Annotated in this window: 21 protein-coding genes; 10 read left to right on the forward strand and 11 right to left on the reverse strand. The window is 68.3% G+C overall.

Translation table 11 applies throughout. The features are described from left to right. Positions 1 to 88: 88 nt before the first annotated feature. Both KHB019_RS09070 and KHB019_RS09075 read right to left on the reverse strand, forming a co-directional pair. Positions 89 to 637 (reverse strand): hypothetical protein, encoded by a 549-nt coding sequence (locus KHB019_RS09070; RefSeq protein ID WP_337458744.1) that lies wholly within the window; start codon positions 635 to 637, stop codon positions 89 to 91. Between the two features lie 38 nt (positions 638 to 675). Next, positions 676 to 1,260 (reverse strand): TetR/AcrR family transcriptional regulator, encoded by a 585-nt coding sequence (locus KHB019_RS09075; RefSeq protein ID WP_337458745.1) that lies wholly within the window; start codon positions 1,258 to 1,260, stop codon positions 676 to 678. An 81-nt stretch (positions 1,261 to 1,341) separates the two neighbouring features. Here KHB019_RS09075 and KHB019_RS09080 point away from each other — a divergent pair, with 81 nt between their 5' ends. Beyond that, positions 1,342 to 1,944, forward strand: a complete 603-nt coding sequence (locus KHB019_RS09080) for a biotin transporter BioY (RefSeq protein ID WP_337458746.1) — start codon at positions 1,342 to 1,344, stop codon at positions 1,942 to 1,944. 24 nt (positions 1,945 to 1,968) lie between these two features. Here KHB019_RS09080 and KHB019_RS09085 read toward each other — a convergent pair whose 3' ends face one another. Further along, complete coding sequence (locus KHB019_RS09085; RefSeq protein ID WP_337458747.1) at positions 1,969 to 2,589, reverse strand: MerR family transcriptional regulator; 621 nt, start codon at positions 2,587 to 2,589, stop codon at positions 1,969 to 1,971. A gap of 70 nt (positions 2,590 to 2,659) precedes the next feature. Here KHB019_RS09085 and KHB019_RS09090 point away from each other — a divergent pair, with 70 nt between their 5' ends. Then, complete coding sequence (locus KHB019_RS09090; protein ID WP_337458748.1) at positions 2,660 to 3,160, forward strand: DUF4188 domain-containing protein; 501 nt, start codon at positions 2,660 to 2,662, stop codon at positions 3,158 to 3,160. A gap of 112 nt (positions 3,161 to 3,272) precedes the next feature. Here KHB019_RS09090 and KHB019_RS09095 read toward each other — a convergent pair whose 3' ends face one another. Next, entirely contained in the window at positions 3,273 to 3,731 is a 459-nt protein-coding gene (locus KHB019_RS09095; RefSeq protein ID WP_337458749.1) for a VOC family protein, read from the reverse strand. A gap of 107 nt (positions 3,732 to 3,838) precedes the next feature. Between KHB019_RS09095 and KHB019_RS09100 the strand changes: the two genes are divergently transcribed. From KHB019_RS09100 to KHB019_RS09120, 5 genes are all read left to right on the forward strand, one after another. Beyond that, positions 3,839 to 4,795, forward strand: coding sequence for a helix-turn-helix transcriptional regulator (locus KHB019_RS09100; RefSeq protein WP_337458750.1), 957 nt, complete (start codon positions 3,839 to 3,841; stop codon positions 4,793 to 4,795). 84 nt (positions 4,796 to 4,879) lie between these two features. Beyond that, positions 4,880 to 7,213, forward strand: a complete 2,334-nt coding sequence (purL, locus tag KHB019_RS09105; RefSeq protein ID WP_337458751.1) for a phosphoribosylformylglycinamidine synthase subunit PurL — start codon at positions 4,880 to 4,882, stop codon at positions 7,211 to 7,213. Between the two features lie 145 nt (positions 7,214 to 7,358). Next, on the forward strand, positions 7,359 to 7,496 hold the full coding sequence (locus KHB019_RS09110) for a hypothetical protein (protein WP_230101891.1): 138 nt from the start codon (positions 7,359 to 7,361) through the stop codon (positions 7,494 to 7,496). 10 nt (positions 7,497 to 7,506) lie between these two features. After that, a complete protein-coding gene (locus KHB019_RS09115) occupies positions 7,507 to 7,860 on the forward strand; it encodes a TraR/DksA family transcriptional regulator (protein ID WP_230101892.1) in 354 nt (117 codons plus the stop codon). An 89-nt stretch (positions 7,861 to 7,949) separates the two neighbouring features. Next, on the forward strand, positions 7,950 to 8,141 hold the full coding sequence (locus KHB019_RS09120; RefSeq protein ID WP_337458752.1) for a hypothetical protein: 192 nt from the start codon (positions 7,950 to 7,952) through the stop codon (positions 8,139 to 8,141). Here the strand turns inward: KHB019_RS09120 and KHB019_RS09125 are convergent. Beyond that, entirely contained in the window at positions 8,138 to 8,896 is a 759-nt protein-coding gene (locus KHB019_RS09125) for an SDR family oxidoreductase (protein WP_337458753.1), read from the reverse strand. The two genes, KHB019_RS09120 and KHB019_RS09125, sit on opposite strands and share 4 nt — an antisense overlap. 100 nt (positions 8,897 to 8,996) lie before the next feature. Between KHB019_RS09125 and KHB019_RS09130 the strand changes: the two genes are divergently transcribed. Next, complete coding sequence (locus tag KHB019_RS09130; protein ID WP_337458754.1) at positions 8,997 to 9,833, forward strand: helix-turn-helix transcriptional regulator; 837 nt, start codon at positions 8,997 to 8,999, stop codon at positions 9,831 to 9,833. Positions 9,834 to 9,881: 48 nt separating this feature from the next. Here the strand turns inward: KHB019_RS09130 and gnd are convergent, their stop codons facing one another. Continuing rightward, the gene (gene gnd / locus KHB019_RS09135) at positions 9,882 to 10,943 is read right to left on the reverse strand and encodes a phosphogluconate dehydrogenase (NAD(+)-dependent, decarboxylating) (RefSeq protein ID WP_337458755.1); all 1,062 of its coding nucleotides are present in this window, start codon (positions 10,941 to 10,943) and stop codon (positions 9,882 to 9,884) included. 110 nt (positions 10,944 to 11,053) lie between these two features. Here gnd and KHB019_RS09140 point away from each other — a divergent pair, with 110 nt between their 5' ends. Both KHB019_RS09140 and KHB019_RS09145 read left to right on the forward strand, forming a co-directional pair. Continuing rightward, on the forward strand, positions 11,054 to 11,923 hold the full coding sequence (locus tag KHB019_RS09140) for a hypothetical protein (RefSeq protein WP_337458756.1): 870 nt from the start codon (positions 11,054 to 11,056) through the stop codon (positions 11,921 to 11,923). A 1-nt stretch (position 11,924) separates the two neighbouring features. Further along, positions 11,925 to 12,719 (forward strand): SDR family NAD(P)-dependent oxidoreductase, encoded by a 795-nt coding sequence (locus tag KHB019_RS09145; RefSeq protein WP_337458757.1) that lies wholly within the window; start codon positions 11,925 to 11,927, stop codon positions 12,717 to 12,719. An 18-nt stretch (positions 12,720 to 12,737) separates the two neighbouring features. On the opposite strand, the gene KHB019_RS09150 is transcribed toward KHB019_RS09145, so the two are convergent. The 5 genes from KHB019_RS09150 to KHB019_RS09170 form a co-directional block, all read right to left on the reverse strand. Further along, positions 12,738 to 14,186 carry a lipase maturation factor family protein gene (locus KHB019_RS09150; RefSeq protein WP_230101899.1) on the reverse strand — a complete coding sequence of 483 codons (1,449 nt, stop codon included), beginning with the start codon at positions 14,184 to 14,186 and terminating at the stop codon, positions 12,738 to 12,740. A 125-nt stretch (positions 14,187 to 14,311) separates the two neighbouring features. Continuing rightward, positions 14,312 to 15,232 (reverse strand): glycine betaine ABC transporter substrate-binding protein, encoded by a 921-nt coding sequence (locus KHB019_RS09155; protein ID WP_230101900.1) that lies wholly within the window; start codon positions 15,230 to 15,232, stop codon positions 14,312 to 14,314. A gap of 48 nt (positions 15,233 to 15,280) precedes the next feature. After that, positions 15,281 to 16,249 (reverse strand): ABC transporter permease, encoded by a 969-nt coding sequence (locus KHB019_RS09160; protein ID WP_337458758.1) that lies wholly within the window; start codon positions 16,247 to 16,249, stop codon positions 15,281 to 15,283. Then, a complete protein-coding gene (locus tag KHB019_RS09165; protein WP_230101902.1) occupies positions 16,249 to 17,547 on the reverse strand; it encodes a quaternary amine ABC transporter ATP-binding protein in 1,299 nt (432 codons plus the stop codon). The genes KHB019_RS09160 and KHB019_RS09165 overlap by 1 nt, the downstream gene beginning before the upstream one ends. 282 nt (positions 17,548 to 17,829) lie before the next feature. Further along, positions 17,830 to 19,041, reverse strand: a complete 1,212-nt coding sequence (locus tag KHB019_RS09170) for a class I SAM-dependent methyltransferase (protein WP_337458759.1) — start codon at positions 19,039 to 19,041, stop codon at positions 17,830 to 17,832. Between the last annotated feature and the right edge of the window lie 35 nt (positions 19,042 to 19,076).

The raw sequence follows: 19,076 nt of genomic DNA on the forward strand, positions 1-19,076 counted from the left end.
TCCCGGTCTTGCCGCGTGCGGTATCACTTTCGTCGGTTCTGAGCGCTCAGAACCTACAAAAGTCATACAGGCTGGCGCGCTCGGCCGACTACCGCGCCTCGCCGCGCAGCGGCCAGCGGCCGGCGCGCTGCCGGAAGGTGATCGCGTCGAACAGCGGCTCGACCGCGTAGATCCGAGGATTGATCGCCAGCTTCACACCCGACGCCGAGCGCACCTCGAGTCGCGGCTGGCCGCCTGCCTCGTACGTCCGATGGTCGGTGATGTCGGCGTAGACGATGACGCGCTCGCGTCCGGAGATCGTGCGGAAGCGCACCTCGTCCACATCGGGTTCGACGTACCAGTTGCGGTACATGAGCAGGAAGAGCAGCCCGCCGGCGAACATTGCGACCGCTGCGATGCGCATCGGCAGCAGGTCGGCGTCGCCGTCGGCATCTCCGTCTGCGCTGAACGCGACCAGCACCATCAGAAACCCGACGACCAGCAGCAGCCAGCCGACGATCGGGATGAAGATCGGCATCCGAAGCCGCCGCGGATGGTGCTTCGAACGGTTGGGATGCTTGGCCGCCCACCAGATCCCGCCGACGACCATCACCAACACGAGGGCGATGAGGGCGTACTTGAGAGCGATCGCGAACACCTCTCGAGGCTAGTGCGCCGGACGCTCGCCCGCCGTCGTCAGCGGCGAGCGGATGCCGTCGCTCGCACCCCCGCGAGGACCATGGCTAGCCCGGCCTCGAAGTCGTCTTCGCGATCGCCGACGTCGGACGGCGACAGGTCGACCGAAGCATCCGCCGCCCCGACGACGGCCGCGTGCACCTGCTGCTGCTCGTGGAACGTGTACCCGATCACGTAGTGCACGACCGTGTCGGCGGCCACCTCCGCAGCCGTGTCGTCGAGCCCGAGATCACGGGCCGCACTGACCAGATCGGCTCGTGCGGGAAGGTCGAGCAGGCCGAGCGCGAACGAGCTGGAGACGATCTCGGCACCGTCCTGATGCGCGAGCAGGCGGTCGCGCAGGGTTCGCGCGACGGCATCCATCTCAGGATTCGGCGACCCGTCGCCGACGATCCGCGCGCTGACGGCGGCCAGCAGCGCCTGCTTGTTCGGGAAGTGCCAGTACAGCGCGCTCACCTGCACGTCGAGCTCATCGGCGATGCGACGCATCGAGAGCCCCGGAAGACCGTTCTCAGCGAGCACGCGCATGGCGGCAGCGAGGACGGCGCTCTTGTCGTTGCGGGCGGATGCTGGCGCGGCATTCATAGTGCTACTGTACCGAACAGTGTTCAATAGAACGGTGTTCAGGTGAACGCTGTTCTCAACTACGTCGTCCAGGAGGAACCCATGTCCGCACCCGCAGCCCGCATCGGTCGCGTGCCCGTGCTCGCTGACCTCATCCGCACCGACTCCCGCCGGAGCGCGCTCGCCCGCGACGTGCTGTTGACGCTCGCCGGCACGGCTTTCATCACGGTCGCGGGCTACATCGCCATCCCGTTGTGGTTCACCCCGGTGCCGATCTCGCTGGCCACCTTCGCCGTGCTGCTCACAGGAGCCGCGCTCGGACCGCTGCGCGGCGGCGCGAGCGCCGGCCTCTACCTCGCACTCGGCATCATCGGGGTGCCACTTTTCGCAAACGGCTCCGCGGGCTGGGCCTTCGCCTCGTTCGGCTACATCCTCGGCTACGTCGCGGCAGCTCTGCTCGTCGGCATCCTGGCCCGCCGTCGCTCCGACCGGAACGTCTGGACGACGCTGGGCCTTGCCACCCTCGGCTCGCTCACGATCTACGCATTCGGCGTGCCGTGGCTGGCCGCGTTCCTCGGCGTCGACCTGTTCGCCGCACTGACGCTGGGCGTCGTTCCGTTCCTCATCGGCGACGCGGTCAAGATCGTCGCGATGGCGGCTCTGCTGCCCGCGACCTGGCGGGTCGTCGACCGCGCACGGCGCTGACGCCACCGCCCGGGTCGCGCCACCTCACCGAAGCGTCGAACCATCCCCGAACCGCTCAGCCGACGCGACCTGCTGCGCCACGCGCCGCAGCGCGAGAAGCAGCGGCTCGACCAGCGCAGAGCCCAGGACCACGTACTGCACCGCCGCCTCGGGCGAAGACGTCGGGACGCCGGCGACCTCGGCATCAGCGATCTTGCGGATGCCGTCCAGGTACGCCGACCGGACCTCGGCGGGCATCTCGAAACCGGCTGCCTTCAGACCGTCGAGCGCTCGGGCGACGGCCTGCAGCAGCGCCTCATCGCACAGGCCAGGCGTCCAGCCGAGCCCGGCGACGAGATCCTCCGCGGCCGCAAGGTCGAGCGAGTCATCGACCCGCGGCGTGATCGCCGCGTGTGCGGACCCGAGCAGAAGATGCGCGCTCGCCGGCGGACTGTCCAGCGTCTCGAGGACGCGGCGCACCTCGGCGATGCTCACCCCGGCAGCGACGAGCGCGCGGATCACGCCCAGTCGCTTGACGTGCCGCTCGCCGTACGAGGCCTGCGTCGGCGCGCTGCGCTCCCCCTCGGGCAGAAGCTGTTCGCGCAGGTAGTACTTGATCGTCGGCACCGGGACGCCGGTCGTGGCGGAAAGCTCTGAGATCTTCATCGTCACCTCTTGACATCGATAGTAGCACTATCCATTATGGATAGTGACGCTATCCAAAACGGAGGACATCATGTCGAAGGTCATCATGGGCCGCATGACCCATCACTACGAGGGCGAGCTTGTCGTCTTCCACATCGGGATGCAGATCAACCGCTGGTGGCGGCCGGACGTCTGGCTGCCCGCATTCTTCGCAATGCCCCGGATGCTGCGCGAGCTGTCGCAGGACGACGGTTCGGGCTTCCTGGGCTACGAGCTCCTCTTCGGCCGAGGAGGTCCGTACGTCGTGCAGTACTGGTCGTCGGTCGACAAGCTGTACGCATACGCCTCAGCTCCATCGCAGGAGCACCGCCCGGCATGGACCGCCTTCAACCAGGCCGCCCGCAAGTCCCCAGGGACCGTCGGAGTCTGGCACGAGACATTCCTCGTCGAGCGCGCCGAGAGCATCTACGTCTCCACGCGTGAGATGGGACTGCCGAAGGCGACGGAGCTGGTCGAAGTCGGCAGACGCCAGGACCGGGCGAAGGCACGGTTCGACGAGGGCAGGACGGTCGCCGAAGCGGAGCGACGGTAGCATCCGGCGCACTCGACGCTCGACGCTCAGTCGAGAGGTGTCGCTTCGCGACGCTGAACTCCCGTTCAGACGGCACGAGGCGACACCCCGACACCACCTACTCCGCTGTCACCTACTCGGCCGTCACACCCAGCACCCATGTCACGCCGAAACGATCCGTGAGCATCCCGAATCCAGCCGACCACGCGGACGCCGCCAGGGGCTCGATGATCACGGCCCCCTCGACGAGGCGCTCCCAGTACCTCGTGATCTCTTCGATCGAGCCGCCGTCGAGTGACTGGAAGAACGTGCGATCGGTGGTCGTGACGCCGTTCTCGCGTCGCGTCGACCCCGCCGTCGCGGACGCGTCCTCGTCGTCCTGACCAGGGATGTCGTAGGCCATCAGACGGATGCCGTATTCGCCGGTGAGCTTGCCGAAGACGACCTTGTCGGCGCCGGGCACGCCGGCCGGCATCCCGAAGTCGCCGTAGGTGGCGACCGTGAGCTCGCCGCCGAACACCGACTGGTAGAACTCGAGCGCATGCCGAGCGACGCCGCGGAAGTTGAGGTGAGTGGTGGTCGTGAGGGTCATGATTCTCTCCTGTTGTGGAACCTGCCGACGACCGAGCGGTCGCCGAGACCCACGATCACAGCAGTAGAGGTCAGTTCTCGTCCTCTACTCGGCGCAGAATGGATGCCATGACCGGAAGCTCCGCGCGCATGCTCGCCCTGCTCTCGCTGCTGCAGACGCAGCGCGATTGGCCGGGCCGCGTCCTGGCCGAACGCCTCGACGTGAGCCGGCGCACCGTGCGCCGCGATGTCGATCGGCTGCGCGAACTCGGCTATCGGATCGGTGCGATCAAGGGACCGGACGGCGGTTACCGCCTCGCCGCGGGCTCCGAGCTGCCGCCGCTGCTGTTCGACGACGATCAGGCTGTGGCGATCGCGATCGCTCTGCAGACGGCATCCGCCACCGGCGTCGACATCGACGAGGCCGCGGTGCGTGCCCTCGCCACCGTGCGACAGGTGATGCCCTCGCGCCTGCGGCATCGGGTCGACGGCATCCGCTTCACCGGCCCGCAGGACGCAGGCGCCGCACTCGACCCCGCCGTGCTCGAGGCCGTCAGCGCGGCCGTGCACGCCCGCCGCGTGCTGCGGTTCGACTACGGAACCGACCACGACCGCCCGCCGCGACGCACCGAACCGCATACGGTCGTGGCACGCGAGAGTCGCTGGTACCTGCTCGCATGGGATCTCGAGGCAGATGACTGGCGCACGTTCCGCCTCGACAGGATGTCGCCGCGCATCCCGACCGGCCCGTCGTTCACGCCGCGCCCGCTACCGGCGGCGGATGCCGAGACCTACCTCGCAGCGCGGGCGAAGGGCTCGGATGCCGAGGACCGCTGGCCGTGCGTCGGAGAGGTGCTCATCACCCTCCCCGCCCGCGCCGTCGCGCCGTGGATCGGCGACGGGACGCTCGAGGAGGTCGACGCGAACTCGTGCCGCATCACGGTCGGTTCCTGGTCGTGGACCGGGGTGCTGGCGTCGCTCGCTCGGTTCGACGCCTCCTTCACGATCCTCGGGCCCGAGCAGCTGCGCGACGCCGCGGAGGTGCTCGCTGAACGACTCACCGCCGCGGCGCATCGACGATCCTGACCGGCGGAACGGCGCGTCGACCGCGCCGGTAGACTGGGACCGCCCCGCCTGCCACCTCTCCTTCCGCAAAACCTTGGAGCGCGCGTGACCACCGCCCCCGAAGCATCCGCTCGTCAGCACGTCCCCGACTCCGTCTCGAACGCCGAGGCGACGCCCGAGAAGGAGCAGCCGTACGGCGCCCTCGGGCTCAAGGACGACGAGTACGCCCGCATCCGCGAGATCCTGGGCCGCCGTCCCACCAGCGGCGAGCTGGCGATGTACTCCGTCATGTGGTCGGAGCACTGCTCGTACAAGTCGTCGAAGAACTACCTGCGCCGCTTCGGGCAGAAGGTCTCCGACGAGATGAAGGAACGCCTCATGGTCGGCATGGGCCAGAACGCGGGCGTCGTCGACGTCGGCGAGGGCTGGGCCGTCACCTTCAAGGCAGAATCCCACAACCACCCGAGCTTCATCGAGCCGTTCCAGGGCGCTGCGACCGGCGTCGGCGGCATCGTCCGCGACATCATCTCGATGGGCGCGCGCCCCGTGGCCGTGATGGATGCTCTCCGCTTCGGCGCGATCGACCACCCCGACACGGCCCGCGTCGTACACGGCGTCACCGCCGGCATCAGCTTCTACGGCAACTGCCTCGGCCTGCCGAACATCGGCGGCGAGACGGTCTTCGACTCCGTCTACCAGGCCAACCCCCTCGTGAACGCCCTCGCGGTCGGCGTCCTTCGTCATGAGGACCTCAAGCTCGCCAACGCGGAGGGCGTCGGCAACAAGGTCGTCCTGTTCGGCGCACGTACCGGCGGCGACGGAATCGGCGGCGCCAGCATCCTGGCATCGGACTCCTTCGACGACGGCGGTCCCACCAAGCGCCCCGCCGTGCAGGTCGGCGACCCGTTCGCCGAGAAGGTGCTCATCGAGTGCTGCCTCGAGCTCTACCGCGGCGAACTCGTGGAGGCCATCCAGGACCTCGGCGCCGCCGGCATCTCGTGCGCGACCAGCGAACTCGCCGCCAACGGCAACTCCGGTATGCACGTCTCGCTCGACAACGTCCTGTTGCGCGACCCCACCCTGACCGCTGAGGAGATCCTCATGTCGGAGTCGCAGGAGCGCATGATGGCGATCGTCGCGCCGGAGAAGCTCGAGGCGTTCATGGAGGTCGTGAACAAGTGGGACGTCGAGACCTCCGTACTCGGCGAGGTCACCGGCGACGGCCGCCTCGTCATCGACTGGCAGGGCGAGCGCATCGTCGACGTCGACCCGTCGACGGTCGCGGTCGACGGTCCGGTCTACGACCGTCCTGTCGCCTACCCGACGTGGATCGACGCGCTGCAGGCGGATGCCGCTGAACTGCTGCCCCGAACGGACGACGGCGACGTGCTGCGTGAGCAGTTCCTGCGACTGGTCGGCTCGCCGAACCTGGCCGACACCCGCTGGATCACCAACCAGTACGACTACTACGTGCTCGGCAACACGGCCCTCGCCTTCCCCGACGACGCCGGCATGATCCGCGTCGACGAGGAGTCCGGTCTCGGCTTCGCGATCTCGACCGACGCCAACGGCCGCTACTGCCAGCTCGACCCGTACGCGGGCGCGCAGCTGGCGCTCGCCGAGGCGTACCGCAACGTCGCCGTCACCGGCGCCGAGCCCACCGCGATCACCGACTGCCTGAACTTCGGATCGCCGGAGAACCCCGAGGTCATGTGGCAGTTCGGGCAGACCGTCGACGGCCTCGCCGATGGATGCTACGAGCTCGGCACCCCGGTCACGGGCGGCAACGTCTCGTTCTACAACCAGACCGGTGACACCCCGATCCACCCGACTCCGCTGGTCGGCGTCCTCGGCATCATCGATGACGTCTCGCGCCGCATCCCGTCGGGCTGGCAGGACGAGGGGCAGAACATCTACCTCCTCGGCACCACCTCCACCGAGCTGTCCGGCTCGGCGTGGGCCGACGTCGTGCACGACCACCTCGGCGGCCTTCCGCCCAAGGTCGACCTCGCCAGCGAGAAGACGCTCGCCGGCCTCATCGGCGCCGCGCGCGACGAGTGGCTGATCTCCTCGGCACACGACGTGTCGGAGGGCGGCCTGGCCCAGGCACTCGCCGAGGGCGTCATGCGCTTCGGCGTCGGCGCCCGCGTGTGGCTGACCGAGCTCATGGACCGCGACGGGGTGGATGCCGCATCCGCTCTCTTCTCGGAGTCGACCGGCCGCGTCATCGTGACCGTGCCGCGCGAGGACGACGTGAAGTTCCAGGGACTCTGCGAGGGCAGGAACTACCCGGTGCTGCGCATCGGCGTCACCGACACCGTGGCCGACCTCGAGGTCACCGGACTCTTCACGGTGAGCGCCGCCGAGCTGCGCGAGACCTCGCAGGCGACTCTGCCGGCGGCCTTCGGCCCGACCGTCGCGGAGCCGGTGGACTCGTGAAGCCGTTCGCTCTCGCGCCCGCCCCTCGCGTGACGCTGTCGAAATCTGTTCACGCGGTCGATGTTTCTGCAGCGCAAACAGGAATGAGCAGCGCGAACCAGGGAAGAGCAGCGCGAACCGATACCTCCCACGTGAGGAGCAGCCGATGACCGAGCCCAGCGAGGACTACGGCGATCTCGGCGAGCGCCGCAATCGCCGCATCCGCTTGATCGCGTGGATCACGATCGGCGCGCTGATCCTCGTCGGCGGCGGCTCGACCGTGCTCAGCCTGCTGTTCGGCTGACGCTGGGGCCATGACGGATCCCGAGCTGCGCACCCTGCTCGAGGCGCTGCGACGCCAGGCGAGCGACCGCGCCGCGGCACTCGAGGCGACGCTCGCGCAGCTCACCCGCGACCGCAGCAGCCAGAGCGACGACGACGAGCACGATCCGGAGGGCGTGCCGCTGTCCGCCGAGTGGTCGCGCCTCAGCGGGCTGCACGACGGCGCGCGCGACGAGCTCGCGCAGGTCGACGCCGCGCTCGCCCGCATGGATGCCGGCACCTACGGCATCTGCGCGAACTGCGGTCGCAGCATCCCGGCCGCACGACTCCGCGTCCGCCCGTTCGCCGAGCTCTGCGTGCCGTGCGCCGAGAAGCTCGGACGCTGACGATCGATTTCGAGCTCCACGTTGTCAACCCTCTGGTGCGTCCCGCTCGGCAGGTGCACGCTGGTGCGACCGACCGATTGGAGCATCCCATGAGCGACCCCCGCACTGATCCCACCAGCGCCGACGATCCCACCAGCGCCGGCCTCGACAAGGGAACCGGCGACCCGAACGACGACCGCGCGTTCCTCGCCGACCTGCCGCCGGCGCAGGTGCAGGACGACGCCGAGGACGCCGGCATCGAGGAGGAGATCGACTCCGACGAGACGGATGCCGACTCCTAAGCCGTCCGCGCCAATCCGTTCAGCGCCGCGATGACCTGCGCCTGGTCGCCGCGGGCCTCTCCGTAGCGCAGGAACTTCACGCGCTCGACCTGCACCTCGGTCACCTCGGGCTGATTCTCGAGGATCGCCATCGTCTCGTCGATGTAGTCGCCGAGCGGCATCGCATGCGGGTCCTCCGCGTGGCCCGGCATGAGGTCGGTCTGCACCGACGGCGGCACGAGTTCGACGATGCGAACGCTCGTGTCGGCGAACTGCAGACGCAGCGTCTCGCTGAGCTGATGGATAGCGGCCTTCGTCGCGTTGTACGTCGGCGTGAACCGCAGCGGTGCGAACGCGAGGCCCGACGAGACCGTCATGATCGTGGCGTCGGGCTGAGCGAGCAGCTGCTCGGTCAACGCCGCGATCAGCCGGATCGGGCCGAGCACGTTCGTGGTGACCGTCGCCTCGGCGGTCTCGAGGAAGCCGGGTGAGGTCCAGTCCTCCGCCCGCATGATGCCGGCCATCGGCACGAGCACGTTGAGGTCGGGGTGGCGCGCGGTGACCTCCTTCGCGGCAGCGGCGATGGATGCGGCATCCGCCGTGTCGATCCTGATCGTGTCGATCTCTGGATGCTGCGCCGCGATCTCCTCGAGCAGTTCGGTACGGCGACCGCCGACGATCACCTGGTTGCCGGCCTCATGCAGACGCAGCGCGAGGGCGAAGCCGATTCCGCTGGTCGCGCCGGGGATGAAGATGGTGTTTCCGTTGATTCGCATGATCCGAGCATCGGCCGATCTCGGGAGGCGCGGCAGAGAGCGCTTGTCGGGGGACCGGCGATCCCTGGATGCCGCGATGCGAGGCGCGCATGATGGATGCATGGATCGTGAAGCCCTCGCCGAGTTCCTGCGCCGGCACCGGGAGCAGCTGCGGCCCGGCGACGTCGGGCTGCCGTCGGGCGTGCGGCGGCGAGCGCCGGGCCTGCGCCGCGAAGAGGTCGCGCAGCTCGCTCTGATGTCGACCGATTACTACACCCGTCTCGAGCAGCAGCGAGGGCCACAGCCGAGCACCCAGATCCTCGCATCCCTCGCCCGAGCGCTGCGGCTGTCATCCGACGAGCGGGACTATCTCTACCGGGTCGCCGGGCACACGGTACCCGACCGGATCGCTCCGTCCGATCACGTGGCGCCGGCGCTGCAGCGGGTGTTCGACCGGCTGGAGGACACCCCGGCGCTGATCATCTCGAGCCTGGGCGAGACGCTGGTGCAGAACGCGCTGGCCGCAGCGCTGCTCGGTGACAACGTCGGTCTGTCGGGGTTCGAGCGGTACGAGCCGTACCGCTGGTTCGTGCAACCGGAGCGGGCCAGAACGCACTACCCGGAGGACGATCACGCTCGCAACAGCCGTGCGCAGGTCGCGGGTCTGCGCGTCGCGTACGGCGCGATGGGGCAGCGATCGCAGGCCGGAGCGCTGGTGGCGGAGCTGTCACGGCAGAGCGAGGAGTTCCGCGAGCTGTGGGAGCGGCAGGAGGTCGCGCAACGGTTCGCCGACCACAAGACGCTGATCCACCCCGAAGTGGGACCGATCGAGGTCGACTGCCAGGTGCTCTTCACGGAGGACCGCGGGCAGGCGCTGCTCGTGCTCACCGCTGCGCCGCGCAGCGACGACGAGGAGAGGATCCGCCTGCTCGGGGTGCTCGGGGCGCAGCGGTTCTGAGCCACCGATCCCTGAGCCCCACGGATCGACGCCAGGCTCAGGGAGCGACTACGCGTCCCTCGAATCGGACTTGCGCCCACCCGCCTCGAGCACGTCACCGGCGGGAAGCTCCTTGTGGCCGCCGAACTGCAGCCGCATCGCCGAAAGGACCTGGTTGGCGAACTGGTCCTCGTCGCGCGATGCGAACCGCTCGAACAGGGATGCCGCGAGCACAGGAACCGGCACGCCGACGTCGACCGCGGCCTTGACCGTCCAGCGGCCCTCGCCGGAGTCCGAGACGCGGCCGGCGAGACCGTCGAGCGTGGGGTTCTCGCCCAGCGCGGCTGCGGTCAGGTCGAGCAGCCACGACGAGATCACCGATCCGCGGCGCCAGAGCTCGGCGACCTTGTCGGTCTCGATCGGGAACTGGTAGAACTCCGGCTCCTCCAGGGGAGCGACCTCGGCCGAGTGTTCGGCTTCTCGGACGCCGGCATCCGCGTTCTTGAGCAGGTTCAGGCCCTCGGCGAGCGCGGCCATGATGCCGTACTCGATGCCGTTGTGGACCATCTTGACGAAGTGGCCCGACCCCGACGGCCCGCAGTGCAGGTACCCCTGCTCCTCCGGCGCGAGGTCACCGGTGCGGCCAGGGGTGCGCTCGATCTCGCCGACCCCTGGGGCGATCGTCTTGAGGATGGGCTCGATGTGCGCGTAGGCGCGGTCGGTGCCACCGACCATGAGGCAGTACCCGCGCTCGAGGCCGAACACGCCACCACTGGTGCCGATGTCGACGTATTCGATGCCCTTCTCGCGCAGCGCCTTCGCCCGGCGCACGTCGTCGCGGTAGTTCGAGTTGCCGCCGTCGATGAGGATGTCGCCCGGTTCGAGCACCGCGGCAGCCTCTTCGGCGACCTTTCCGGTCAGGGATGCCGGCACCATCATCCACACCACGCGGGTGGGCTGCAGCTTCGCGGCCAGGTCGGCCATGCTGTCGGCGCCGGTGGCGCCCTCCGCGACGAGTGCGGCGACAGCATCCTGATTCACGTCGTAGACGACGCAGTCGTGACCGTCGCGCATCAATCGTCGGACGATGTTCGCGCCCATCCTGCCGAGTCCGATCATGGCCAGTTGCATGTCTGCTCCTCCCGTTCGGGCTCGTCGCGAGCCGATCCGTCGTCATCCTGGCACGGCATCCGAACTGACGCCACCCGCGAAGAGCGGGCCCGCATTAGGCTGAACGCATCATGCAAGAGTTCTGGCAGTGGGCGGGCAACTTCTGGTGGCTCATCTTCCCGATCATGGGGATGGCCGGCGGTGCTGCCAAGGCGTGGGAGCGCGGCGCGAAGCGCCGGCACGAGCGTCGGCTCGAGACGCTGCGGGTCAAGGGCGAGATCAAAGCCGCCCAGCTCGCCGCCCGCGGGCAGGCACTGCCTGCGCGCGCCAGGGCGAAGGATGTGGCATCCGACTCTCAGCTCTCGTCGAAGGAGCTGCTGGAGCGCCTGTTCGCCGAGCATGACGAGATCACCGCGCGGTGGCTCGACTACGAACTCGACGTCGCGAAGCTCATCGCCTTCCCCGCCATGAGCGACGGCCGGCAGCCGCTGACCGCCGCGTTCCTGCGCGCGAAGAAGACTGCGGACAACCTGCGACCCTCGTCGCCGGGCGCCAAGGTCAGCGAGCAGCAGGTCAGCGAGTATCTGGATGCCGTCGGCAACGCAGCCGTCGCGTTCGAGATCGCCGAGAAGGATGCCCGCCGGCTGCGGAACTCCACGTTCTCCGAGGCCGAGCGCAAGAAGCTCGACCGGGCCGAGAAGCTCCTGAAGGTCGCCGTCGACGAGTCGGCGACACAGGCCGAGCGCAACATCGCATACAAGCGCGTGCGCGAAGAGCTCGACGGACTCATCGTGTTGAGCGAGCAGGCGGTCGAGGTGCTCGAGAAACAGGTCGCGCGGGAGATCACGGGGCCCTCGACGGCCGCCGCGGCCTCTGCCGAGCCCGTTGCCGAGCACGCGCCGGACCCTCTGCCCGTTCGCAACAGCCAGGCAACCGGCAGCCCGATCCAGCGCAGCCCGATCCAGCGCAACCCGATCCGCCATCCTGAGGAGCAGAGCTGACGTGAAGATCGACCTGACAGGCAGAACAGCTCTCGTCACGGGATCCACGCAGGGCATCGGTCGCGCCATCGCCGCGACGCTGGCGGACGCCGGCGCCCGCGTCGCCATCAACGGACGAAGCGCCGAGAGCGTGGCATCCACCATCGCGTCCCTGCGCGAGGAGGCACAGGACCGCGACCTCGTCGCCGCCCCTGGGGACGTCACCGATGAGGCCGGAACGGATGCCGTCATCACCGCGATCGGCGACGTCGACGTGCTCGTCAACAACCTCGGCATCTTCGGCGCCACACCTCCCCTGGAGATCGGCGACGACGAGTGGCGCCGCTACTTCGAGGTCAACGTCCTCTCCGCCGTGCGGCTGATCCGCGCCACGCTGCCCGGCATGAAGACGCGCGGTTGGGGCCGCGTGCTGAACATCGCCAGCGACTCGGCGATCGTCATCCCCGCAGAGATGATCCACTACGGCATGTCGAAGACGGCTCTGCTGGCCGTCTCGCGCGGTTTCGCGAAGGATGCCGCGGGCACCGGCGTCACCGTCAACTCGGTGATCGCCGGCCCCACGCACACCGGCGGTGTGGAGACGTTCGTCTACGAGCTCGTCGACGCATCGCTCCCCTGGGACGAGGCGCAGCGCGAGTTCATGCGCCTGCACCGTCCGCAGTCGCTGATCCAGCGCCTGATCGAACCAGAGGAGATCGCGAACATGGTCGCGTACCTCGCCTCACCGCTGGCATCCGCGACCACGGGCGCCGCTGTCCGCGTCGACGGCGGGTACGTCGACTCGATCGTTCCGTAGGCCGGCAAGTCGTTCCCGTCAGCGAAGACCGACCGGGCCCATCACGATGCGCCGCCGGTCTCGCACCCACACGGCTCCGGTCGCGCGCTTCTCCTCCCGTGTCGTGAAGCGATACCGGTACGACACGGCCTGCACCCACACGGGGCGTTCACCGCCGAACGGGTCGCGGCGCAGCAGTGCGAGGGTCGGAGCATCCGCCTCGAGCAGGCGCACGAGGAACACCGTGAACCAGTCCTCCAGAGAGCGACCGAGCGGCAGGAACCACATCAGCCAGTCCAGCCGCAGATGGTACGGCGCGAACTGCCTGGGCACGCGGCGCACGTCCCCCGGCTTCCCCTTGAAGTCGTACTCGCGCCAGTCCCCGGCATCCGGATCGACTGCGAGAGTTCCCTCGACGACGATCTCGATCCGCTCCTTCGTCACCGTGCCGAACGCACCATAGGCGTTGGCGAGCTGCCAGCGGTTGAAGCTCGCATTCATCAGTTGGCGACGTGCGAACAGGTTGCGCAGCGCCGGCCAGCTGAGCGCGAGGTACAGGATGCCGACGAGCGAGGTGATGATGAGCCAGTAAAGGGGGATGCCGGGCGCCGTCGTCCGCGCGGACGGCAGGCCGATGGCGGAGAACGCGATGACGATCGTCGCCCAGTTCAGCCAGGCGAAGTTGCCGGTGATGACCAGCCATGCCTGGGTGAGGATCACGATCGCCCCGGCGACCGCGCCGACGATCGCGGGTACAGGGCCGGGCACGAACAGCCCGAGGATCGGGGCGAACATGAAGAACGGCACGATCAGCTGCGCGAAGTGATTGCCGAGCACCTCGCCCTTGTGGAACCAGCGCGGCAGCAGGTGCGCCTGGCGGCTGAGCGGACCCGGCATCGGCTGAGTCTCATGGTGATAGGTCAATGCGGTGAGGTCGCGCCATTCGCGGCCGCCGCGGATCTTGATCATGCCGGCGCCGAATTCCAGCCGGAACACCAGCCACCAGAACAGCACGATCACGACGGTCGGCGGAGGTTCGTTGCGGGATCCGAGGAACGCCGCGAGGAATCCGGCCTCGAGCAGCAGCATTTCCCAGCCGAAACCATAGAACGTCTGGCCGATGCTCGAAATCGACATGTACCCGAACCACAGCAGCAGGAAGCAGATCATCGGCACCCAGGGAGGCGCGAACTGCGGGATGCCGACGACCAGCGAGGCCGCGACGACGATGCCGGCCCAGCACAGCGCGGCGAGCCGCCGGTCGGTGTAGCGGATCCGCGTGAAGAGGGTGGGGCGCAGCATCCGCTTTCGCGCCTTCGACGAGCCGGCCCAGTCGAGCAGCTCCGGCGCTGGGAGCAGCCCCCGCTCGCCCAGCAGCGGACGGAACTGATTCAGCGACGAGACGAACGCGACGACGTACAGCGCCGCGATGCCCCGTTGGAGCACCTCGCGCGCGAAGCCGAAGTCGACCGCGGCGAACCCGTCCATAGGGCCAGGCTACGCGCGACGCCGACATGCATCGAGGCCCCTCGCAGCATCCGGGCCCACTCTGAATCACGGGGATCAGAGGGGCCGGGACGCGCAGAGGGGCCTCGGCGCGAGTGGGGTGAGACTTACTCCACGACCCAGTCGAACTGGTCGCCGTTGTCCTCGAGCCACTTGTCGACGGCCTCGGCCTCCTGGCCCTCGCCGAACTCGTTGACAACGAGGTCCTCGAGCGCACCGTACTGGTCGTCGTTCAGCTTGATCTGCTCGACGAGCTCAGCGGCCTCGGGGAACTCCTCGGCGAAGCCCTTGTGAGCCATGAAGTTCAGCGTCTCCGCCTCGCCCATCGCACCCTTCGGGTCTTCGAGGTCCTTCACGTCGTACGTGCTGTTGGCCCAGAACGGACGCCACAGCGTGACGACGACGTCCTCCTCGTTGTCGATCTTCTCGCCGAGAACGGTGAGCATCGCCGAGGTCGACGAGGTCTCGAGCGTGTACTCGCCGTCGAGGCCGTACGCCGGCATCATCGAGTCCTGCGTGACACCGGTGAGCCCGGCACCGGGCTCGATGCCGATGATCTTGCCGTCGAAGCGGTCGCCGGCGCCCTTGAGGTCTTCGATCGAGTCGATGTCCATGTAGCTGGGGACCGCGATCGTGAGCTTGGCGTTCTCATAGTAGGCGCCGAGGTCCTCGAGGTCGTCGCCGTAGGTCTTCATGTACTCGGCGTGCGTGACCTCGGGCCAAGCCGACGGGAACATGTCGACGTCACCCTGCGCGAGGCCGGTGTACAGCGGGCCCGCCTCGGTGAGCGTCTCGAGCTCGACGGTGTAGCCGAGCTTCTCGAGCTGGTCCTGGACGAGGTACGCCATGCTCAGACCGTCCGACCACGAGGGGATGAACCCGAGCGTGATGGTGCCCTTGCTCTCGTCGCCGCCACCGGCGCTGTCGCCACCTCCTGCGGCGTCGTTGCCCGTCGCGCAACCGGCGAGGGCGAGGGATGCTGTGACACCGAGTGCTGCGATGGCTGTGATGTGCCGGAACTTCTTCATGGTGCTTCCTTTCGTATGTTCTGCTGCGTTTCGTATGGGTTCAGTGGGTCAAGGGGCTGCGCGCCGCATGCCGGCCGCGGTCGCCTTGTCGACCTCGTTCGCCGTTGGCGCCTCGGCCGTGGCATCCGCTGCGACGTTGCGCCGCTCTGTCTGGCGACGCGCCAGCATGCCGAGAAGTGAGGAGCGGTACTCGCCCGGTGCTCCGAGTGCCGCAGTGACGCGGTCGAGGAAGACGGCGATCAGCACGACACCAAGGCCGGCCTCGACGCCCTTGCCGATGTTCACGGTCGAGATGGCCTGAACGACGAGCTTTCCGAGTCCGTCGGCTCCTGCCATGCCGGCGATGACGGCCATCGACAGCGAGAGCATGATGACCTGGTTGACGCCGGCCATGATGGTCGGCGTCGCGAGCGGCAGTTGGATGCCGCGCAGGATCTGGCCCGGCGTCGCGCCGAAGGCGTGTCCGGCCTCGACCGTCTCCGAGTCGACGCCGCGGATGCCGAGCTCGGTCATGCGCACGCCAGGAGGCAGCGCGAAGATCACGGTCGCGACGAGACCGGGCACGACGCCGATGCTGAAGAAGACGATCGCGGGGATCAGGTATACGAACGCCGGCATCGTCTGCATGAAGTCGAGAATCGGCTTGAGCACGGCCCGAACGGTGTCGTTGCGCGCCGACCAGATGCCGAGCGGAATCGCGATGACGACGGCGACGAGCGCTGCGACGATCACCAGCGACAGCGTCTGCATCGCGGCGACCCAGAGGCCCATGCTGAGGATGAGCGCGAACGAGACGGCGGCGCCGAGGGCCATCCAGACTGAGCGGACAGCCCAGGCGATCAGCGCGGCGATGATGACGACGACAACGATCGGAGTGCCGAGGAGCACCTCGGTCAGTCCGTCGACGAGGAACTTGACGACGAAGGAGATGACGTCGAGGAGGCCGTCGAGGTTGTCCTTGACCCACGCGACGGCAGCGGCGACCCACTCGCCGATCGGAATGCGGAACCCGTCCATCAGAGTGCCTCTCCTTCGGTTGCGGCCGCCGCGGTCGCGGCATCCGCCTCTCCGAGCACGGCGTCGATCTCGGCCTGGGGAACAGGCGGCATCGGCAAGGTGATCTCCTCCGTGGAGTTCGGGCCGGGGCCGAGCGCGGCCAGCAGCGTGACGCGCGGGATGACGCCGACGATGCGGTCATCGCCGTCGATCACGGCGAGCGGCAGCGGCGACTCGACGGCCGGGACGAACAGGTTCATCAGGACCTCGTCCTCACGCACGGTCTGCGGAGCGGGCTTGATCACCGACGCGAGCGATGATTCGCCCTTGCGGACGAGCTTGACGGCATCCCGGTCGGTGACCATGCCGAGCAGCTTGCGGTCGCGACCGGTGACGTACACGGCCGACATGTACGCGTCGCGCATCTGGCGGAGCGCGGTGCGGGGGCCGGCGGTCTCGGCGACCAGCGGACGCGGCAGCTCCATGACGTTGGACGCCGTGAGCACGCGGGCGCGGTCGACATCCTGCACGAACTGCTCGACGTAGTCGTTGGCCGGGTCGGTGAGGATGTCCTCCGGCGTGCCGATCTGGACGATCCGGCCGTCGCGCATCACGGCGATGCGATCGCCGAGGAACATGGCCTCGTTGAGGTCGTGCGTGATGAAGACGATCGTCTTCTGCAGCTTCTCCTGCAGTTCGACCAGCTGCTCCTGCATCTCACGGCGGATCAGCGGATCGAGGGCGCTGAACGCCTCGTCCATGAGCAGGATCTCGGTGTCTGCGGCCAGGGCGCGGGCGATGCCGACGCGCTGCTGCATTCCACCCGAGAGCTGCGAAGGGAGCTTGTCGCCCCAGCCGGTGAGACCGACCATGTCGAGCACGTCACCGGCCTTCGCGAGCCGCTCAGCCTTCGGCACGCCCTTGAGCTCAAGCGGATACGCGACGTTGTCGGCCACCGTGCGGTGCGGCAGCAGCGCGAAGTGCTGGAACACCATCGACACGTTCTCGCGACGGATCTCGCGCAGCCGCGACGCGGGGATGCCGGTGATCGTGTCGCCGCCGATCGTCACGGTGCCGTCGGTGATGTCGTGCAGGCCGTTGAGCATGCGGATGATCGTGGACTTGCCCGAGCCGGACAGGCCCATGATGACGAATATCTCACCCTTGTTGACGGTGAAGCTGGCGTCGATGACGGCAGCGGTCCCGGCATCCTGCACCTCGGTGCGGGAGGCGCCGGACTTCAGGCGCTGGACGGCCTGCTTCGGATTCCTTCCGAAGACTTTGAAAAGATTGCGCGCTTCAAGAGCGGTTTCGGTCACGTTTCCCCCGCGGCTCACGACTTCGGGTGTCGATGAGAGCCTGCATCGGTTGCGCCCGGGTGATGCTCCTGGCCGTTTCGACACACTGCGCTGGCGGCACTGACGGAGAGTTTCGGACTCACCGCAAAGAACATCGACCATACGTCCGCGCCTCTTCGCAGCACAGCACAATCGAAAGAAGGACGCGGCCGCGGACTGGTCTCAGACCAAAAGGCCTACATTTCAACGTAACAACAATGTGGACCTTTGTCTAATGTCGACAATCTGCGGGCCTGTTTGCATTCACCGTCGAATGCTGCGCGTCACAGTGAACTTTCGTGTTCGGTGGAGCTGCTCCGTCGGACCGATCGTGCGGCTGAGCTCCTGCTTGTACGCGAGGTGCGAGTTGTAGACGGTGAGGAGTTCGCCGCCCGGTTTCAGGATGCGGGCGGCCGCGTCGAAGAGCCTGATGGCGGCGCCCGTGTGGATGCTGGCACCGAGGTGGAACGGCGGGTTGAGCAGTACCAGATCTGCTGATTGATCGGGGATTTCCGAACCCGCGTCGTCGTGCGTCACTACTGCTGTGATGCGGTTTGCGGCCATGGTCGCCCTGGCGGATGCCACGGCCGCCGCCGACCGGTCGGTCGCGATGATCCTGGCGCCGGGGTGCGTGAGTGCGTAGGTCGCGGCGAGCGCGCCGGTGCCGCAGCCGAGGTCGACGACGGTCTCGGTGACTGCCGCCTGCATAACTCCGGAGGTTTTTCCTGGATTGGCGTCGTCTCGGCCGGGTTTGGGCCCATCCGCCGCGTTTCTCCGGAGTTGTGCGGGGAACGCAAGAACCTCGAGCAGCACCCGCGTGCCGATGTCGAGCTTCGACCCGGCGAACGCGCCGCCGTGCGCGACGAGCGTGAGCGGCCGGTCGAGCCCGGGCGCCTCGACCGCCGACGTCACGGGATATGGCGGCTCGGCCGGCACGTCCCGAGCCCCGGTCGCCACGATCAGCCGCGACTTCCGCTCGGCGCGCTGCGGCTGCACGGTCTCGAAGCTCCGCCCGAGCACCTCGTTCTGCGTGAGCGTCATGTGCTTCACGCGCCCGCCCGCGATGAGTGTCACGCCCGGCGCGGCCCATCGGGCCACGGCATCCACGATCTCCTCGAGCTCGGCGAGCGACTTCGGCAGCTGCAGCAGCACCAGCCGTGCGCCCTCGAGCAGCTCCGGCCCGAGCTCGCACTCCACGGACGCACCCGCAGTTCCGAACCCGAGCGCAGCGGCATTCCGCACGAGCGCCCGGCGCCCGGTGGCAAGGTCCTGATGCACGCGGATGCCGCGCATCCCGGCGTCCGCCAACGCGAGCGTGATCGCGCCGTACTCGTCGCCGATCACCGCGATCTCGTCGCCCGCCATCGACGCTACGAGAGCGCGTGCGACGAGGAGCTCGTCCGTGGCATCCCACGCCTGCAGATTCGGCGCCTCCACGTCGGGGAAGCGGCGCAGGGCTGCGTATGAGAAGTCCACCTCCCCAGGGTACGAGCGGCATTCCTTGACAAGGA

It is taken from the genome of Microbacterium sp. KHB019 (assembly GCF_037285405.1).
Lineage (GTDB): Bacteria > Actinomycetota > Actinomycetes > Actinomycetales > Microbacteriaceae > Microbacterium.

Excerpts from the sequence above, each read along its gene's own strand:
- KHB019_RS09125 (WP_337458753.1), bottom strand. The coding sequence starts at position 8,896 with ATGCGAATCAACGGAAACACCATCTTCATCCCCGGCGCGACCAGCGGA.
- KHB019_RS09095 (WP_337458749.1), bottom strand. The coding sequence starts at position 3,731 with ATGACCCTCACGACCACCACTCACCTCAACTTCCGCGGCGTCGCTCGG.
- KHB019_RS09075 (WP_337458745.1), bottom strand. The coding sequence starts at position 1,260 with ATGAATGCCGCGCCAGCATCCGCCCGCAACGACAAGAGCGCCGTCCTC.
- KHB019_RS09115 (WP_230101892.1), top strand. The coding sequence starts at position 7,507 with ATGACGGATCCCGAGCTGCGCACCCTGCTCGAGGCGCTGCGACGCCAG.
- KHB019_RS09150 (WP_230101899.1), bottom strand. The coding sequence starts at position 14,186 with ATGGACGGGTTCGCCGCGGTCGACTTCGGCTTCGCGCGCGAGGTGCTC.
- KHB019_RS09140 (WP_337458756.1), top strand. The coding sequence starts at position 11,054 with ATGCAAGAGTTCTGGCAGTGGGCGGGCAACTTCTGGTGGCTCATCTTC.
- KHB019_RS09090 (WP_337458748.1), top strand. The coding sequence starts at position 2,660 with ATGTCGAAGGTCATCATGGGCCGCATGACCCATCACTACGAGGGCGAG.
- KHB019_RS09085 (WP_337458747.1), bottom strand. The coding sequence starts at position 2,589 with ATGAAGATCTCAGAGCTTTCCGCCACGACCGGCGTCCCGGTGCCGACG.
- KHB019_RS09120 (WP_337458752.1), top strand. The coding sequence starts at position 7,950 with ATGAGCGACCCCCGCACTGATCCCACCAGCGCCGACGATCCCACCAGC.
- KHB019_RS09080 (WP_337458746.1), top strand. The coding sequence starts at position 1,342 with ATGTCCGCACCCGCAGCCCGCATCGGTCGCGTGCCCGTGCTCGCTGAC.
- KHB019_RS09160 (WP_337458758.1), bottom strand. The coding sequence starts at position 16,249 with ATGGACGGGTTCCGCATTCCGATCGGCGAGTGGGTCGCCGCTGCCGTC.
- KHB019_RS09100 (WP_337458750.1), top strand. The coding sequence starts at position 3,839 with ATGACCGGAAGCTCCGCGCGCATGCTCGCCCTGCTCTCGCTGCTGCAG.
- KHB019_RS09110 (WP_230101891.1), top strand. The coding sequence starts at position 7,359 with ATGACCGAGCCCAGCGAGGACTACGGCGATCTCGGCGAGCGCCGCAAT.
- KHB019_RS09130 (WP_337458754.1), top strand. The coding sequence starts at position 8,997 with ATGGATCGTGAAGCCCTCGCCGAGTTCCTGCGCCGGCACCGGGAGCAG.
- KHB019_RS09155 (WP_230101900.1), bottom strand. The coding sequence starts at position 15,232 with ATGAAGAAGTTCCGGCACATCACAGCCATCGCAGCACTCGGTGTCACA.
- gnd (WP_337458755.1), bottom strand. The coding sequence starts at position 10,943 with ATGCAACTGGCCATGATCGGACTCGGCAGGATGGGCGCGAACATCGTC.